At 70.7% G+C, this 16672-nt stretch carries 13 protein-coding genes; 9 read left to right on the top strand and 4 right to left on the bottom strand.

Annotated elements, in window-relative coordinates:
- Positions 1–84 precede the first annotated feature (84 nt).
- A complete protein-coding gene (locus ACIRJT_RS20105) occupies positions 85–948 on the bottom strand; it encodes an RNA polymerase sigma factor SigF (protein ID WP_403910976.1) in 864 nt (287 codons plus the stop codon).
- 464 nt (positions 949–1412) lie between these two features.
- On the opposite strand from ACIRJT_RS20105, the gene ACIRJT_RS20100 reads away from it, so the two are divergent.
- The 4 genes from ACIRJT_RS20100 to ACIRJT_RS20085 all read left to right on the top strand — a co-directional run bounded on the left by ACIRJT_RS20100 (position 1413) and on the right by ACIRJT_RS20085 (position 6243).
- Positions 1413–1847: a hypothetical protein gene (locus ACIRJT_RS20100; protein ID WP_403910975.1), complete on the top strand. Its 435-nt coding sequence runs from the start codon at positions 1413–1415 to the stop codon at positions 1845–1847.
- Complete coding sequence (locus ACIRJT_RS20095) at positions 1844–3733, top strand: FAD-dependent oxidoreductase (protein ID WP_403910973.1); 1890 nt, start codon at positions 1844–1846, stop codon at positions 3731–3733. The genes ACIRJT_RS20100 and ACIRJT_RS20095 overlap by 4 nt, the downstream gene beginning before the upstream one ends.
- Complete coding sequence (locus tag ACIRJT_RS20090; protein ID WP_403910971.1) at positions 3730–4572, top strand: hypothetical protein; 843 nt, start codon at positions 3730–3732, stop codon at positions 4570–4572. Before ACIRJT_RS20095 ends, ACIRJT_RS20090 begins: the two co-directional genes overlap by 4 nt.
- Positions 4573–4857: 285 nt before the next feature.
- A complete protein-coding gene (locus ACIRJT_RS20085) occupies positions 4858–6243 on the top strand; it encodes an erythromycin esterase family protein (protein WP_403910969.1) in 1386 nt (461 codons plus the stop codon).
- 261 nt (positions 6244–6504) lie between these two features.
- On the opposite strand, the gene ACIRJT_RS20080 is transcribed toward ACIRJT_RS20085, so the two are convergent.
- The 3 genes from ACIRJT_RS20080 to ACIRJT_RS20070 form a co-directional block, all read right to left on the bottom strand.
- Positions 6505–7944, bottom strand: coding sequence for an exo-alpha-sialidase (locus ACIRJT_RS20080; protein WP_403910967.1), 1440 nt, complete (start codon positions 7942–7944; stop codon positions 6505–6507).
- Between the two features lie 51 nt (positions 7945–7995).
- Positions 7996–8994 carry an acetylxylan esterase gene (locus ACIRJT_RS20075; protein WP_403910966.1) on the bottom strand — a complete coding sequence of 333 codons (999 nt, stop codon included), beginning with the start codon at positions 8992–8994 and terminating at the stop codon, positions 7996–7998.
- 160 nt (positions 8995–9154) lie between these two features.
- A complete protein-coding gene (locus ACIRJT_RS20070; protein WP_403910964.1) occupies positions 9155–9886 on the bottom strand; it encodes a FadR/GntR family transcriptional regulator in 732 nt (243 codons plus the stop codon).
- Positions 9887–10060: 174 nt separating this feature from the next.
- Here ACIRJT_RS20070 and ACIRJT_RS20065 point away from each other — a divergent pair, with 174 nt between their 5' ends.
- From ACIRJT_RS20065 to ACIRJT_RS20045, 5 genes are all read left to right on the top strand, one after another.
- The gene (locus ACIRJT_RS20065; RefSeq protein WP_403910962.1) at positions 10061–11656 is read left to right on the top strand and encodes an ABC transporter substrate-binding protein; all 1596 of its coding nucleotides are present in this window, start codon (positions 10061–10063) and stop codon (positions 11654–11656) included.
- A 115-nt stretch (positions 11657–11771) separates the two neighbouring features.
- Positions 11772–12722, top strand: a complete 951-nt coding sequence (locus ACIRJT_RS20060) for an ABC transporter permease (RefSeq protein ID WP_403910960.1) — start codon at positions 11772–11774, stop codon at positions 12720–12722.
- A gap of 1 nt (position 12723) precedes the next feature.
- Positions 12724–14697 (top strand): dipeptide/oligopeptide/nickel ABC transporter permease/ATP-binding protein, encoded by a 1974-nt coding sequence (locus ACIRJT_RS20055; protein ID WP_403910958.1) that lies wholly within the window; start codon positions 12724–12726, stop codon positions 14695–14697.
- Positions 14694–15701 carry an oligopeptide/dipeptide ABC transporter ATP-binding protein gene (locus ACIRJT_RS20050; protein WP_403910956.1) on the top strand — a complete coding sequence of 336 codons (1008 nt, stop codon included), beginning with the start codon at positions 14694–14696 and terminating at the stop codon, positions 15699–15701. The genes ACIRJT_RS20055 and ACIRJT_RS20050 overlap by 4 nt, the downstream gene beginning before the upstream one ends.
- Positions 15698–16636 (top strand): dihydrodipicolinate synthase family protein, encoded by a 939-nt coding sequence (locus ACIRJT_RS20045; RefSeq protein ID WP_398069615.1) that lies wholly within the window; start codon positions 15698–15700, stop codon positions 16634–16636. Before ACIRJT_RS20050 ends, ACIRJT_RS20045 begins: the two co-directional genes overlap by 4 nt.
- Positions 16637–16672 lie beyond the last annotated feature (36 nt).

Raw genomic sequence — 16672 nt, 5'->3', positions numbered from 1 at the left:
CGACCTCGCCGGAAACGGCGGCGGCCCCGCATGCGTGGGCAGGGGGAGATGTGCCTGCCTCGGAGGTCGCCGAAGCGCCGTCCGCTACGGGGCGAGCATGCTTTCCCGGAGCTTGATCAGTATGCGGGCCAGCAGACGGGAGACGTGCATCTGGGAGATGCCCAGATGCACACCGATCTGCGACTGGGTCATCTCCTGGCCGAAGCGCATGGCCACGATCTCCCGGTCCCGGCTCGCCAGACCCTCCAGCAGCGGAGCCAACGCGTGGAGGTTCTCGAACAGTTCCATGCCCGGATCGTCGCCACCGGTGACGTCCCCGTAGGTGACGGTGTCCGCGCTGCTCTGCTCCGAACCGATCGGCAGGTCCAGGGAGCCGGCGGTGTAGCCGTTGGAGGCGATGAGGCCCTCGATGACCTCTTCCTCGGTGAGGTCCAGGCACTGGGCGAGTTCGGCGACGGTGGGGTTGCGGTCGAGCCGGCCGACGAGTTCTTCCTTGGTCCTGGCGAGGGTGACGCGCAACTCCTGGAGTCGGCGGGGCACGTGGACTGCCCAGGTGGTGTCGCGGAAGAACCGCTTGATCTCGCCGACGATGTAGGGGATCGCGAAGGAGGTGAACTCGACTTCGCGGCTGAGTTCGAAGCGGTCGATCGCCTTGATCAGTCCGATGGTGCCGACCTGGACGATGTCCTCCATCTCGCCGCTGCCGCGGTTGCGGAACCGCTTCGCCGCGAAATGCACCAACGACAGGTTCATCTCGATCAACGTGTTCCGCGCGTACTGGTACTCGTGCGTGCCCTCGTCGAGGATCTGCAGCCGGTCGAAGAACATCGTGCTCATCGCCCGGGCGTCCCTGGGGGCTACCTTCCGCGGGTCAGCGATCTGCGGAAGATCCGCCGCTTGAGCCGCGCCGGTGGGTCTGGCGGCCGGGGCCTCCGTGGATATCGTCATGCCGGAATTCCCAATCACAGAGGATGCCGCGGAAACCCGCCTGCATGCAGCTGCGCCTACCCTCGCCCATCCCAGCCACGCTCGCCGAAGCGCCCCTCTTTCCCGAGTGGGTCGCAGAGCGGTCTGTCATCACTGTGAAGACTGCCGCGTGGCACCTATGAGAGAGCCCTCGTCGGGAGGGTCAGAGGATGTGGGTTCGTTCCTGGAGACGTCGGCGACGGTGTCGTGCCGGTCAGGGTTCGGGGCGACCCGGACGGCTGGGCGGGCTCCGCCGATCTGGCCGAAGCGCTGACGGCAGAGGGCGGCGGATTCTTGCCGGAGAGATCGTGATTCCGGTCAATGGCAGAAGAGTTCAGGCCGCACGGCGGAGGGGGAGCATGGCCGACTCCTCGCCGGGGCAGGGCTGATCGCCGTGACAGGCCGATGGCCGTCGTCGCAGGGACAGCGTCGACGAAGGGATCGCGGTGAGTTCAGGCGGGAGCGCGAACGGGCACGCCGGGAACGAAGGCTGCGAGGTGGAGGAGTTCCTCGGGCTCTCCAGCCGTCTCACCGGCTTCGGCATCGAGGAACTGCGCGAGGACGGCCTGGCGCCGGAACTCCTGGCTGTAGTGCTGGAGCAGGTCGGCGCCGAGACCTACCGGCGGCTGGCCGCGGCGCCCGACGCACGCGACGAGGAGCTCGTGGCAGTGGCGGAGGCTCTCATCCGCCTTTGGTACACGGGCAGCTGGCAGAGGCCGGCAGGGGGCGGTGCGCCGTTCCTGGTGTCACCTCGGGCCTACGCGGGCGCCCTGGTGTGGCGGGCCATCAGCGGGCACGCCCCGGGCACCTCCGCTCCGGGTTTCGGAAGCTGGGCCGAGCCGGCGGACGCCTCCGGTGCGGGAGCCGGGCGGCGGCGATGACGGAAGAGGGCCGGTATGACGTGATCGTGGTCGGCGGTGGTGTCGCGGGCTCACTCGTGGCCCGGCACCTGGGCGACCAGGGCCGCCGTGTCCTCGTACTGGAGGCCGGCGCCCGCGCGGTCGACCAGGAGACGGGCCACCGCGAGGCCGGGGCACGTTTCCTGGCAGCCTCGGCCAAGGTGCCCGGATCGCCCTACTCCCCGCACGAGGCGATCCCGTGGCCCGAGATCAGTGACCTGACCGGCACGGACCATGGCGGATACCGCTCCGAGGGGTACCTGGTCCAGCGCGGCACCCTCCCGTACGCCAGCGGATACGTGCGGGTCAACGGCGGCACCGGCAACATCTGGACAGGGCTCACCCCACGCATGCTGCCCGAGGACTTCGACACCGAGACGTTCGGCTACGGCCGCAGCTGGCCCCTCACCTACGCGGACCTCGAGCCCTACTACCGCGCAGCGGAGTTCGCGATCGGGGTGTCGGCAGACGTCGACGAGCAGCGCGACGCAGTGGGCCTGCCGTTCCCCGAGGGCTACGTCTTCCCCATGCGAGGCCTGCCTCCCAGCCGCGTCGACACCGTGATGGCCGCACGCCTGGACGGCCACCGAATCAAGGAGCCCGGCGTCGAGGAACTGGTGGAGCTGCGGGTGGCGGGCACCCCACAGGGGCGTAACGGCGTCCCCGATCCTCGCTACGGCGGCGGCGCAGGCTTCGAGCCCGTCGGTGCGCACGGGCGTCCCGAGCCGGGCAGCCGTTGCGTGGGCAGTGCTTCCTGCATCCCCCACTGCCCCTCCCACGCCAAGTACACCCCCCTCAAGACGCAGGCCCGCTGGGCCCCGTCGGTCACCCTCCGGGACCGGGCCGTGGTCAGCCTGGTCCTCGTCGACCCGGCCGGCCGGGCCACCGGAGTCGAGTACCTGACCTATCCGCGGACCGGCGGCATCCAGCGGAGGGGGCAGGCCGGGGCCGTCCGCCGGACGGTGCACGCGGACGTGGTGGTGCTGGCAGCACACGCCATCGAGAACGCCAAGCTGCTGCTTCTGTCCGGCCTCGGCAACCGCAGCGGACAGGTGGGGCGGAACCTGATGGACCATCCTGTCCTGCTGACCTGGGGACTCCTCCCCGAGCAGGTGGGCCCCTACCGGGGGCCCGGCTCCACCTCCGGCCTGGAAGGGTTCCGGTCCGGCCCATCCCGCCGTCTGCGCGCTCCGTTCCGCATCGAGATCGGCAACTGGGGCTGGGTGTGGGCGAAGGGCCCCGTCGACACGGACGTCGTCGAGCTGATGCGTGCCTCGGGACCTCACCGGCCCGGCCTGCGGGGCCGCGAGCTGCGGCAAGCGGTGGCCGACCGTATCGGACGGCAGTTCACGCTCCAGTTCGAGATGGAACAGAGTGCCGACCCCGCCAACCGGGTGACTCTCGACCCCCGCCACCGCGACCGGCTCGGTCTGCCGCGCCCCGTGGTGACCTACGGCCTGTCCCCGCACGTGAAGGAAGGCATCGCGGCGGCCAAGGCGGTGTCCGACCAGATCTTCACGCTGCTGGGCGCCGAGGACCACACCGTTTTCGAGGCCGCCGACTGGCCCGGCCGGTTCGAACACCGGGGCCGGACCTACGGCTACCGGGGCGCGGGCCACGCCGCCGGCACCCACCTCATGGGCGCCGGTCCGACCACCTCGGTCGTCGACCAGTGGCAGCGCTGCTGGGACCACCCCGGCCTCTACGCGGTCGGCTGCGGCAGCATGCCGTCGGTGGCCACCTCCAACCCGACCCTGACCATGGCCGCACTCGCCCTGCGCAGCGCCGAGCGGATCGAAGCCGACCTGGCCGAACGCGACCGGCCCATCACCGTGACCGCCGACCGCACCTCCGGAGCCGCCTCGTGAGCCCACTGCCCCTGCCGCCCGTCGCGGCGCCCTACCAACTGCCCTTCCACTACGGGGCGCTGCACAATATCGGCCTGGACTACCTCGTCGGCCCCGATCCGGTGCGCGAGGTACTGGCGGAACACCATCCGGCCCTGACCGCGGCGGACTTCGACGGCCAGTGCCTGGTCTCGCTGAACTACCAACTGTATTTCGCGCAGTACCAGTCCGGCGGGGGCATCACCCAGGAGATCGAAGTCAACATCGTCGCCTACCCGACCGCGGCAGCGCGGCGGATCCCCCAGGTGACCTATCAGCAGTACGCCCAAGGTCACGACCAGACCAAGCTGCTCGGCATCGCGCGGATCCACGTGCTGTGCGACAACGCCCTGGCCATCGACGCCGGACGCACCCTGTACGCGGAACCCAAATATCCCGGTTGGTTCGAGGCGGAGATGCCCTCGCTCAACGGCCCGGCCGGCGACACCTGGAACATTCGCTGCCACGCCGCCGAGGCCACCTCCGACGGCGGTATCGCCCCTCTGGAAACCGAGCTGTTCTCCTTCAGCGCCCACCTGGGCCGGCTCACGTCCTCTCCCGCGAACAACACCCCGATCACCGGGTACGGCACCGACTCCACGGGCGCCGCACTCGCCGGCCCGATGAACGTCTACCAGCCCTATCGCTGGTATGACCTCAGCGGCCCGGCGTCCGCGTGCTCCCAGCTCACGGTGCACGACCCGGCAGGTGACGTCGGCCAGGACCTCCTGCGTCTTGTCCGCGACACACCCGCCGCCGGAGCCTGGACATTCCAGTCACCCCCCGTCGCCGCGCACAACCGCCCCTACTACCTCGGATGACAGGCCCGTCGGCACACGACGCCGACGGGCGGTTCCCGGACCTGGCCGTGGATGGGTGCGGCTCCAGTCGCCGTGGAAGCGGGGCCGAGTAATGGGCGGGGCTCCGCTCCCGCCTGCCCGGGGGCCACCCGCCGGCGCGGACGTCCCTCGCCACCTGGAGCTCCGGGGCGACTATCGGGATAACCCCCGCAAAAGGCTGGTGGCCAGCTCCAGCGAGAACCGCCGCGACTCGCGCCATGATCATTCCACTGCCCCCGGCGGGCATCAGAACGAGGAGTGATCAGGATGACCATGCATGAACAGCCGATCAGCCGACGAGGGTTGCTCACCGCCACCGCCACCGGCGCGCTCGCCGCCTCGGCCGCACTTGCCCCCGCGACCTCCGCACATTCCGCGACACCACCGGCAGCGCCCGAGTCTGCCAGACGGCCCAGCGGCGCACAGGCCGCCGCCTTGAGGGCCCTGGAGCGGGCCGCCCATCCTCTTCGGTCCACCGAGCCCCACGGACGGCGCCCTGACCTCCGGGCTCTGGGAGGCATGATCGGCGACGCCGAGGTGGTCGGTCTGGGAGAGGCCACCCACGGCTCGCACGAGTTCTTCACCATGAAGGAACGAGTCTTCCGGTATCTCGTCGAAGAGAAGGGTTTCACCACCTTCTCCCTGGAGATGAGCTGGACGGCAGGCCTGCGGATCGATGAGTACCTTCAGGGCGGTCCCGGCGACGCCCGGTCGATCGCGAGGGAGACCTTGGCGGGATCGCCCTGGGAGCGCGAGGAGTTCGTCAGCCTCCTCACCTGGATGCGCAGGCACAACGACCGTCACCCTGGCAGCCGGCTCCACTTCATGGGCAACGACATCGGAGCACCCGGGCTCGGCGACACCGCCTTCGAGCGGGTGGTCTCGTACATCCGCGCGGCCCGCCCACAGGACCTCCCCCGCATCGAAACGCTGTACGAGAGCCTGCGCCCCATGGACGACCTCTTCGTCTACCTGGGCAGGCCCCGCACCGAACGGCTCCGCGATGCCGCAACCGCCCAGGAAGCACTCAACCTGGTGATCGCGGCCGGAGGCGCGGGCGACGAAGCGTACGCCTGGGCCGAACAGCACGCCCGGAACATCGCCCACACCTTCGCGTTCACCTCTCTCGACCTGTCCGATCCGCAGTCGGTCTCCGACGCGGAGCACCTACGCGACGAGGCAATGGCAGCGAACGTCACCTGGTGGCATCGCCACACCGGCCACAGAATCTTGCTATCGGCCCACAACGGACATGTGGGCTACCTCTCCACCGACCCCGTGATGTACCCCAGGACACAGGGCGTCTACCTGCGCGACGCCATGGGACGGCGTTACACCGCCATCGGGTTCACCTTCAACCACGGATCCTTCCTCACCGGCACCACACTCGGGGGCGCGTGGAGCAAGGTCACGGTCCCCGCCGCCACTTCGGACATGCAGGAGTACCTCCTCGATCAGGTACACCGTCGCGACTACTACATCAGCCTGCGCCAACTCCCTTCCGCCGCCCGTGACTGGCTCGACACCCCGCGTCCCGTCTACGACGCCGGATCGTCCTTCAAGAACGACCCGCTCCCCAGCCTTGCCATCGGCAAGGCATACGACGTCCTCATCCACTTGCACGAGGTCGAAGAAGCCGTCCCGCTCCGATGAACGCCGAACAACGCGGCGGCGACGGAGCCAACTCCTTGTGTCGGCTCTCGCTCCGAGAGAAGCAGAGGCAACGCAGCTTGTGTCCTCCGGAACCTTGAGAGCGTGAACCACCGGCTCACCGTGGCGACCACGGCCCTGCCCCTGCTGGTGAAGGGCGGGGCGCGGGTCTCGTGGACGTTGGCGCGACGGCGGCGTCGGCGATGCGCGCCCCCACTGCGACGGCTTCCGCTCCCGCCCGAAGTGGCGCCCGGCCGGGGGCCGTTACGGGGTCACGGTCACCGAACGGCTTCCGGACGCCTGCTTGCCGTCGGCCCGGTAGGTCACGGTCAGTTCGGCGGCGCCGGACGCGCCCGCCGGGACCGTGACCGGAACCTTGATGTTCGCGCCCTCACCGGGGCGGAGCGCCGGGAACGCCACCTGCTTCGTGCTCCAGCCGGCGGGCACGGTCAGGTCGAGCGTGCCCGCGTTGCGGGTGACGTCCATCCGGTTGACGACCCGCACGGTCACCTCGGTGGCCGTCCCCGCCCTCAGCGTGGCCGGCGGCGTGATGGTGAGGTCCGCGCAGGTGCCGCCGAGCCACTTCAGGTCGAAGGAGGCGTAGGTGATGTGCCGGTAGTCGTCGCGCTCGTAGAGCAGCCCGAGCCGGCCGTCCGGCAGCCGGGTCAGCGTGGAGTAGGCGGCGCTGTCGGGGTCGACGACCTTCCGGATCGGCCAGGTCTTCCCGTTGTCGCAGGACATCTTCACGGTCAGGTTCTTCCGTGCGGTGCTGTCGGTGTTGCTGAACAGCAGCCAGGACGCCTGGGGGTGGGAGGCGGGGACGTCCGGGGCGTACCGGATGACCGAGCCGTTGTTCGCCGGATCGCGCAGGTTGGTGTCCTGGGTGAACGGCGTGTAGGTGACGCCGCCGTCGCTGGAGTACGCGACGGTCCGGTAGGGCGCGGAGCGGTTGTTGAGCATGATCCGGCCGTCGCTGAGTTCGACGGTCTTGTTCTCGTCGCCGCCGGGACCGACCGGGTTGCCCGTCTTCCAGGTCGCGCCGTGGTCGTCGCTGTAGGCGCTCACGGCGTAGTTGGCGCCGTTGTTCCGGATGGCGTACTGCTGGATCAACCGCCCCTTGTACGCGCCGTGGCGCACCTGGATGCCTTCGCCGGAGGCCGCGAACACGCCGGCCCAGGCGGGGTTCTTGATCTGCTTCGTGATGCGGCGGTGGGTCCAGGTGACGCCGTCGTCGTCCGAATAGCTGTAGTCGGCCTGGAGGACGTCCGGGTCGCTCTCGTCGTTGCCGGTGGCCGAGCCGAAGAAGCCCTGGTTCACGGAGCCCGCGTAGAAGACGAAGATCCGGCCGGTCGTGCGGTCGACGAGGAGGCTGGGGTCGCCGAAGCCCTTGGGGGCCGCCTCCTTGCGGACGACCCGCTGACTCCCCCAGGTGGTGCCGCCGTCGGTGCTGCGCCGTACGACGACGCCCAGGTTGCCGGGCAGGTCGCCGAGCGTGGGGCGGGTGTCGTAGGCGGCGATCACCGTGCCCTTGACGGAGGTGGTGAGCGCGGGGATGCGGTAGTGGGGGGATCCGACGCCCTGGGTCGCTATGTCCTGGGAGGTCAGTTCGCCGGGGGCGGCGGCCGGTGCGCCCTGGGCGGTGCCGGCGGTGGTGGCCACCAGGAGGGCGGCGGACGACAGGGCGACGGTGACTCTGCGCTGCATGGACGATCTCTCTTCTCGTGAGGGGAGAGGTGCGGACGGAGCGGTCGGCGATCAGGAGCGTTCGGCCGGGAGGCCGGCGAACAGGGAACGCACCCAGGCCAGTTGATCGGCCCGGTGGTGTTCGGTGCCGCCCTCGTGCCCGTTGAACTCGTAGACGCGCACCGACTTGGGGCCCGCGTACCGGTTGTAGGCCGTGAAGCAGGTGGAGGGCGGACAGATGTCGTCCGCCATCGCGATGGAGAACAGCGCGGGGGCGGTGGCCCGGGTGGCGTGGTGGGCCCCGTCGAAGTACGACAGGGTGCGGAACACCGGCTCGACGCGGTCGCGGTGGAGCCGGAGGTAGGCGGCGATCTCGGTGTACGGGGGTGTCGCGGCGATCCGCGCGGCCCGGGGGATGTTGCACAGGAACGGCACGTCCGGCATCACTCCGGCGAGCCCCGGCACGAGCCCGGCCACCGCCAGCGCGATGCCGCCGCCCTGGCTGACCCCGGTCACCACGATGCGGGCGGGGTCGACCCCGGGGTGCTCGCGCATCGCCCGCACGCAGCGGACCGCGTCGGTGAACACCCGCCGGTAGTAGTGCGTCGCGGGGCTCTCGACGCCCCGGGTCAGGAAGCCCGGCACGGCTCCGGCGGATCCGGGGTCGGTGTCGGGGGTGTCGCCGGTCGCCGAGGACCAGCCCTGGCCGCGGGTGTCCATGACCAGGTGCGCGTATCCGGCGCAGGCCCACGTCAGCTGCTCGTGGGCCAGGCCCCGGCCGCGCCCGTAGCCGAGGAACTCCACGACGCAGCCGAGCGGCCCGGTGGCCCCGGCGGGCATCCGCAGCCACCCCCGTACGGGACGGCCGTCGTGGCCGGGGACGCTCACGTCGTAGCAGCGGACCTGGACCAGCCCGCTGTCGACCTCGTCGAAGCGGGCCTGCCGGTCCGGTGCGCCGTCGGGGCCCTTCTCGTCCAGGGTGTCGGACCAGAAGGCGTCGAACCCGTCGGGAAGCGGCAGTTCGGGCCGGTAGGCGCGGCATTCCGCGAGCGTGAGATCGGCCGACGGCATGGCGGTGCCCTCCTGGAGGGGACGAGGGAAGCGACAGGACAGAAGACGTCAGATGTCCTGATGGCACACCAGACCGTAGGGAGCCGCGGGGCCGCCCGTCAAGAGCCGGGCCGCCCCGCGCTCCCGCCCCGGAGACCGGACGGGAGCGCGACGGCCCCGATCAGCCCTCGCTCTCCCTGTCCGCCCTGGCTTCGGCGATGCGGCGCCTGACCGGGGCGTAGTGCTCACCGAGGGCCTTCAGGAACGCGGCGACGTCGCCGGCGCGGGCCGCGTCGACGATGTTCTGGTGGGCGGCGACGGTCTCCGCCTCGTCGGCGTGCGTGAACCCCTGCAGATGCGGCGCGACGATCGTGTAGACGTCCCAGAAGGCCATCGAGAGCTGACCGATCAGGTCGTTGCCGAGCGGCGCCACGAGCAGCGCGTGAAAGGCCCGGTCCGCCGCGACGAAGCCGTGCCCTTCGCCCACACCGGTCTCGCGCATGGTCACCACCAGACTGTCCAGCCGGTCCAGCTCCTCGGCGTCCAGCGAGGAGATGATCCGGTCGGCCATGCCCCGCTCGAAGAGCTCGCGTACGTCGACGAGGTCGGCCATCACCTGGAAGTCGTCGTCGGGCGAGAGCAGGCCCCGGAAGGTGAGGCTCTCCACCAGCGCCGACAGGCTCAGTCGGCCGACGTACGTCCCGTGGCCGTGGCGGACCTCGACGATGTCGAGGGCGGCGAGGATCTTGACGGCCTCCCGGACGCTGGAGCGGCTGGCGCCGAGCGCCTCGCACAGGGCCGGTTCCGTCGGCAACGGGTCCCCCGGGCGCAGCCGTTCGTCGAGGATGTACCGCTTGATGCCCTCGACGACCTCCTGCCGCAACAGGGTGCGACCGGGTCTCGCGCCGGACATAGGTGAACTCCCCACCTCTTGACCCCTCTCGATTGTCAAGCTACGTTCCCACGCTATCAAGGCATCAGACATCTGACGTCTGATGCTCACGCCGCACAGGCGCCCCGACAGCCCCCGATAGCCTTCAAAAATCCGTTCTCCACCCATTCCTCACCAACGTCCCTTGGAGGACCCGTGCCCGAGCTGAGGCCAGCCGGCGTCGAGCGCCGCACCTTCCTGCGTTACACCAGCGCCCTCGGCGCGGCAGCCGCCATCACGGCAGGCCTTTCGGCTTGCGGCGGGCCTTCCTCCACCGCCGGTGGAGCGACCGGAAAGGGCGACGGCAACGGCACCATCGAGGCGGGCCTGTCGTATCCCCTCTCGACCGGCTTCGACCCGATGATCACGTCGGGCGCCACCCCGTACGCCGCCAATATGCACATATTCGAGGGGCTCGTAGATCTCGATCCCGCAACACTCGTGGCCCGCCCCGCGCTTGCCACCGAGATGCCGAAGAAGATCAACGCCACCACCTACCGCGCCACCCTGCGCGACGGCGCGACTTTCCACGACGGCTCACCGGTCACCGCCGAGGACGTCGTCTTCAGTTTCGAACGCATCCTGGACGAGAAGAACGCGTCGCTGATGGCGCAGTTCGTGCCGTTCATCGACACCGTGACGGCGGTCGACGCGAAGACGGTCGAGTTCAAGCTCCGTTACGCCTTCGCGCTCTTCCCCTCCCGGATAGCCGTGGCACGGATCGTGCCGAAGAAGATCGTCGAGGCGGACGTCAAGGGCTTCGACGCCAGGCCCGTCGGCTCGGGACCCTACCGGTTCGTCGAGGCGACCCGTGAGGACAAGATCGTCTTCGAGAAGTACGCGAAGTACAACGGTCCGCACCCGGCCAAGGCCCAGAAGATGGTCTGGCGCCTGATGTCGGACCAGTCGGCCCGCGTCAGCGCCATGGAGTCCGGCCGCGTCCAGGCGATCGAGGACGTCCCGTACATCGACGTCCAGCGGCTCTCCGGCACCACGAAGACCGAGTCCGTGCAGTCCTTCGGCCTTCTCTTCCTGATGTTCAACACCGCGGACAAGCGCTTCGCCGACAAGCGGGTGCGCCAGGCCCTGCACTACGCGCTGGACACCGAGAAGATCATCAAGACCGCGATGGTCGGCAACGCGACGGCCGCCACCGGCTACGTCCCCACCACCCACCCCGACTACCACCGGGCCGCCACCGCCTACACCCACGACGTGGCGAAGGCGAAGAAGCTGCTGGCCGACGCGGGCGTAGCCAAGCTCGAGTTCACCGTGCTGACCACGGACACCGGCTGGGTCAAGGACATCGCACCGCTGCTCAAGGAGAGCTGGGCCGCGGCCGGCATCGAGGCCACGTTGAACATCGCCCAGTCCGCCGCCCAGTACGCCAAGGTCGACGGCGGGGAATTCGAGGTCATGGTGGCCCCGGGCGACCCCTCGGTCTTCGGCAACGACGTCGACCTGCTGATGCGCTGGTTCTACTACGGCTTCTGGCCGGAGAAGCGTTACGGCTGGTCCGGCTCCCCCGCGTACAAGAAGGTCAAGCAGCTCCTCGACAAGGCAGCCCAGGCCGCCGACGAGGCGACGCGCAAGCAGCTGTGGGGCGAGATCACCGACCTGGTCGCCGACGAGGCCGCGCTCTACCCGATCCTGCACCGCAAGCTGCCCACGGCCTGGAACGAGAAGGCCCTGCCCGGCTTCAAGCCGCTGCCCACCACGGGCCTGTCCTTCGTGGGCGTCGGCCGCGCCTGACGTCCGCCCGGTCCGGGCCGCCACCTCCCGGGTCCTGTCGTCGAACAACCGCAGTTGGACGACAGGACCCGGGCGGCCCGGACCCGCCCTCCGCCCGATCGCAAGGAACCCGACGATGGTTGCTTTTCTCCGGCTCGCGCTGCGCCGCGTCGCGATGATGCCGGTGATGATTCTCGGCATCGCACTGCTGGTCTTCGTGGTGCTGCAGTTCTCGCCGGCCGACCCGGCCTACAACGCGCTCGGGGAGAGCGCCAGTCCCGAGGCCAGGGAGGCCTTCGCGGAGGCCAACGGGCTCAACGACCCGTTGCCGATCCGCTATTTCGACTTCCTCGGCCAACTGCTCCGCTTCGACCTCGGGATGACCGTCCCACCGAGCCAGCCCGTGATCGACCGGATCACCGCGGCGTTCCCGCTCACCCTCCAACTGACCTTCCTCGGGCTGTTCCTCGCGGTCACGCTCGCCGTCATCGGTGGTGTCCTGGGCGCGATGTACCGCGACCGGTGGCCCGATCAGCTCTTCCGCGTGCTGTCCATGGCCGGGGTCGCCATCCCGTCCTTCTGGCTCGGCGTCCTGCTCATCCAGCAGTTCGCGCTGAACACCCGGATCTTCCCGACCGGCGGCTACACCAACCCCGCCGACTCCTTCACGGGCTGGCTCACCACCATGGCCCTGCCCGCCGTGTCGCTCGCGGTGCCGGTCGCGGCGTCCCTCGCCCGGCTCGTACGCACCTCGATGGTCGCCGAACTCGACCGCGACTACGTACGCACCGCCCAGGGCAACGGCCTGCCGGTGTTCCTGGTGATCCGCTCGGTGCTGCGCAACGCGCTGGTCACCCCGCTCACCGTGCTCGGCGTCAAGGTCGGCTATCTGCTCAGCGGCGCCGTCGTCATCGAAGCGATCTTCGACCTGCCCGGCATGGGCAAACTCATCCTCGAAGGTGTCACCGGCGGCGACGTCGCCCTGGTCCAGGGCACCGTGCTGACCATCGCCATCGCCTTCCTGGTGGTCAACGTCGTCGTCGACCTGCTCTACCTGCTGGTCAATCCGCGCATCAGGACGGTGTGACATGTTCGCCACGGGCCGTCTGGCCAAGAAGCTCTCCCGACCGGGCATCGCCTTCCGCGCCCTGCCGGTCACCTCCCGCGTCGCCCTCGGCGTCCTGCTCGTCGTCATCCTCGGCGCCGTGTTCGCCCCCCTCCTCACCCAGGACCCGCTGACCACCGGCACCCCCGTCCAGGCCCCGGGCGCCGACCACTGGTTCGGCACCGACCGGGCCGGCCGGGACGTCTTCGCCCGCGTGGTGCACGGGTCGCGCTACTCGCTGGTCATCGGCCTCGGCGCGACCGCCGTCGCGCTGATCGCCGGGGCCGTGCTCGGCTCGCTCGCCGCCACCTCGCGCAGGCTCGGCGACGAATCCGTCATGCGGACGCTCGACGTCGTGATGTCGTTCCCTCCGATCGCGCTCGCGGCCGTCCTGGTCGCCGTCTTCGGCACCAGCGTCCCGGTGATCATCTTCACCATCGCCTTCGTCTACACCCCCTCGCTCGCCCGTGTCGTACGCGCATGCGTGCTCGCGCAGTACGGGGAGGACTACGTCGCGGCCGAGAAGGTCATCGGCGCCCGGCGCGGGTACATCGTGCTCCGCCACGTCGCCGTCAACTGCATGGCGCCGGTCATGGTGTTCGCCACCGTCATGGTCGCCGAGGCGATCATCTTCGAGGCCAGTCTCTCCTTCATCGGGGCCGGCGTGCAGGACCCCGACCCCAGCTGGGGCAGCGTCCTCGCCTACGGTCGGCAGATCCTCCTGGCCGGCGGCTGGTGGGCCACCTTCTTCCCGGGCCTGGCCCTCCTGATCACCGTCCTGGCGCTCAACATCCTCTCCGAGGGGCTCACCGACGCCTCCGCCGCGCCCAGGAGCGCCCGCACCTCCCCCGCGCCCGCCGGCACCACGGCGCCCGACCCGGTCGAGGCCGCCGCCACCGTCGACATCGACGCCGCCCTCGACAGGCTCGCCCGGCACATCAACGCCACCGAGCCCACCATCACCCCGGTCCGCGCGGACGCCGGGGAACTCCTCGTCGTCCGCGACCTGGCGATCCGCTTCCCCGACCGCTACGGCGACACCCCCGTCGTCGACCGGCTGAACTTCACGGTCCACGAGGGCGAGACCCTCGGCCTGGTCGGCGAATCCGGCTGCGGCAAGTCCATCACCAGCCTCGCCGTCATGGGTCTCCTCGCCCGCAACGCCGAGGTCAGCGGCGAGATCCTCTACCGGGGGCGGGACCTGCTGAAGCTCCCGCCCAAGGAGCGCCGCGCCCTGATGGGCCCCGAGATCGCGATGGTCTACCAGGACGCGCTCTCCTCCCTCAACCCCTCCGTGCTCGTCGGCACCCAGCTGAAGCAGCTGACCTCGCGCGGCTCCACGAAGACCCCCGCCGAGCTCCTCGAACTCGTCGGCCTCTCCCCCGAACGCACCCTGCGCAGCTACCCGCACGAACTCTCCGGCGGACAGCGCCAGCGGGTCCTCATCGCCATGGCCCTCTCCCGCAGCCCGCGCCTGCTGATCGCGGACGAGCCGACCACCGCCCTCGACGTCACCGTCCAGGCCCAGGTCGTCGAACTCCTCATCCGGCTCCGCGACGAGCTCGGCTTCGCCATGGTGCTGGTCTCCCACGACCTCGCCCTGGTCGGCGACCTCTCCCACCGGGTCGCCGTGATGTACGCGGGCCGGCTCGCCGAGGTCGGCGACACCCGGTCCGTCCTCACCGGGCCCGCCCACCACTACAGCCGCGGCCTCCTCGGCTCCGTCGTCTCCCTGGAAGCCGGCGCGGACCGGCTCCACCAGATCCGGGGCGTCGTGCCCGCCCCCCAGGGCTTCGGCGAGGGGTGCCGCTTCGCCGGACGCTGCGGAGCCGCCACCGGCCTCTGCCGCACCACGACACCCGCGCTCACCCCGCGCGGCACTACGGACGACCACGGCTTCGCCTGCCACCACCCGGCCAGGACGACCGCCGAGGAACTGGAAGGGAGCGCCCTGTGATCAGGCTCGACGGCGTCCACGTACGCCACAAGGCACGCAGCGGCGGGATCTTCTCCCGCGATGCCGTGCACGCGCTCACCGACGCCACGCTGAAGGTCGAGCGCGGCGAGATCGTGGGCCTGGTCGGGGAGTCCGGCTGCGGCAAGTCCACGCTCGCCCGCGTGCTGACCGGACTGCAGAGGCCCACCGAGGGCGAGGTCCTCTTCCACGGGCGCGACCTGTGGAAGATGTCGGGCGCCGAGCGGCGCGGCGACTTCGGTTCGGCCGTCGGCGTCGTCTTCCAGGACCCCGCGACAGCGCTCAACCCCCGCCTCACGGTCCGGCAGATCCTCCGCGATCCGCTGGACGTGCACCGGCGCGGTACGCGGGAGGCGCGCGAGGCCCGGGTCGAGGAGCTGCTCGACCTGGTCGGGCTGCCCGGCCACACCCTCGCCGCCCTGCCCGGACAGCTCTCCGGGGGCCAGCGCCAGCGCGTCGCCATCGCCCGCGCCCTGGCCCTCGAACCGGAGCTGATCGTCGCCGACGAACCGACCTCCGCGCTCGACGTCTCCGTACGCGCCCAGGTGCTCAACCTCCTGGTCGACCTGCGCGAACGCCTCGGCCTGGGCATGGTGTTCATCAGCCACGACATCCAGACCGTGCGCTACCTCGCCGACCGCATCGCCGTCCTGTACCTCGGCCGCATCGTCGAGGAGGGCCGGGCCGCCGACGTGGCGGGCTCCCCCGGGCACCCGTACACCGAGGCGCTGCTCTCCGCCACGCCCAGTCTGCTGGAGGCGACGGAACGCATCGTGCTCACGGGCCCGGTGCCCTCCGCCACCCATCCGCCGACCGGCTGCCCGTTCCGTACCCGCTGCTGGAAGGCCGACGACGCGTGCGCCGAGGTCTTCCCGGTGGCCACGTTCGGCCCCGCCGAACACCGCTGGCACTGCGTCCACCCCCAGAACTCCGTGTCCCCCTCGGGGCCCCGGACCTCCGTACCGCCCTCAAGGAGCACCGCATGACCGCCCCCTCCCCCGTGTACTCCGGAGTGATCCCGCCCGTCGTGACCCCGCTCACCGCCGACGGCGAGCTCGACCGCGCCTCCCTGGAACGGGTCGTCGGCCATCTCCTGGACGGCGGGGTCAACGGCCTTTTCGCCCTGGGCAGTTCGGGCGAGACGGCCTACCTGACGCCCGGCCGGCAGGACGAGGTCATCGAGGTGATCACCGCGACGGCGGCCGGCCAGGTCCCGGTCCTCGTCGGAGCCATCGAGACCACCACCGACCGGGCCGCCGAGCGGGCCCGTGCCGCGGCCGCCCTGGGCGCCGACGCGGTCGTGGCCACCGCTCCCTTCTACACGCGCACCCATGTCACCGAGATCGACCGCCACTTCCGGGAGCTCGCGGCGGCCGTGGACCTGCCCCTCCTGGCGTACGACGTGCCGGTCTGCGTGCACAGCAAGCTGGACCCGGAACTCCTGCTGCCGCTCGCGGCGGACGGGGTGCTCGCCGGGGTGAAGGACTCCAGCGGGGACGACGGTTCGTTCCGGCGCCTCGTCATCGGGGCCCGTGACCTCCCCGGGTTCTCGGTGCTCACGGGCCACGAGCTGGTGGTCGACGCGATGATGCTGAGCGGCGCCGACGGTTCCGTGCCCGGCCTGGGCAATGTGGACCCGCACGGCTATGTGCGGCTGCACGAGGCGGCGGTGAAGGGCGACTGGGACACCGCCAGGGCCGAACAGGACCGGCTCGTCGGCCTGTTCGACATCGTCCGCGCGGCCCGCCCCGGCACGGCTTCGGCGACGGCCGCGGGCCTGGGGGCGTTCAAGACGGCCCTGATGCTGCGCGGCGTCATCGACACCAACGTGATGAGCGCGCCGATGCGCCGCCTGGACGAGGCGGAGACGGCGTCGATCGCGGCCTGCCTGGAGCTGGCGGGGCTCTCCCTGGCCCGGTAGGCACCAAGGCCCAGCCACCCTGGGCGGTCGGTGCCG

Source organism: Streptomyces sp. NPDC102283, from assembly GCF_044766265.1.
Classification (GTDB): Bacteria; Actinomycetota; Actinomycetes; order Streptomycetales; family Streptomycetaceae; genus Streptomyces.
This window is presented reverse-complemented; position numbering and strand designations above follow the sequence as displayed.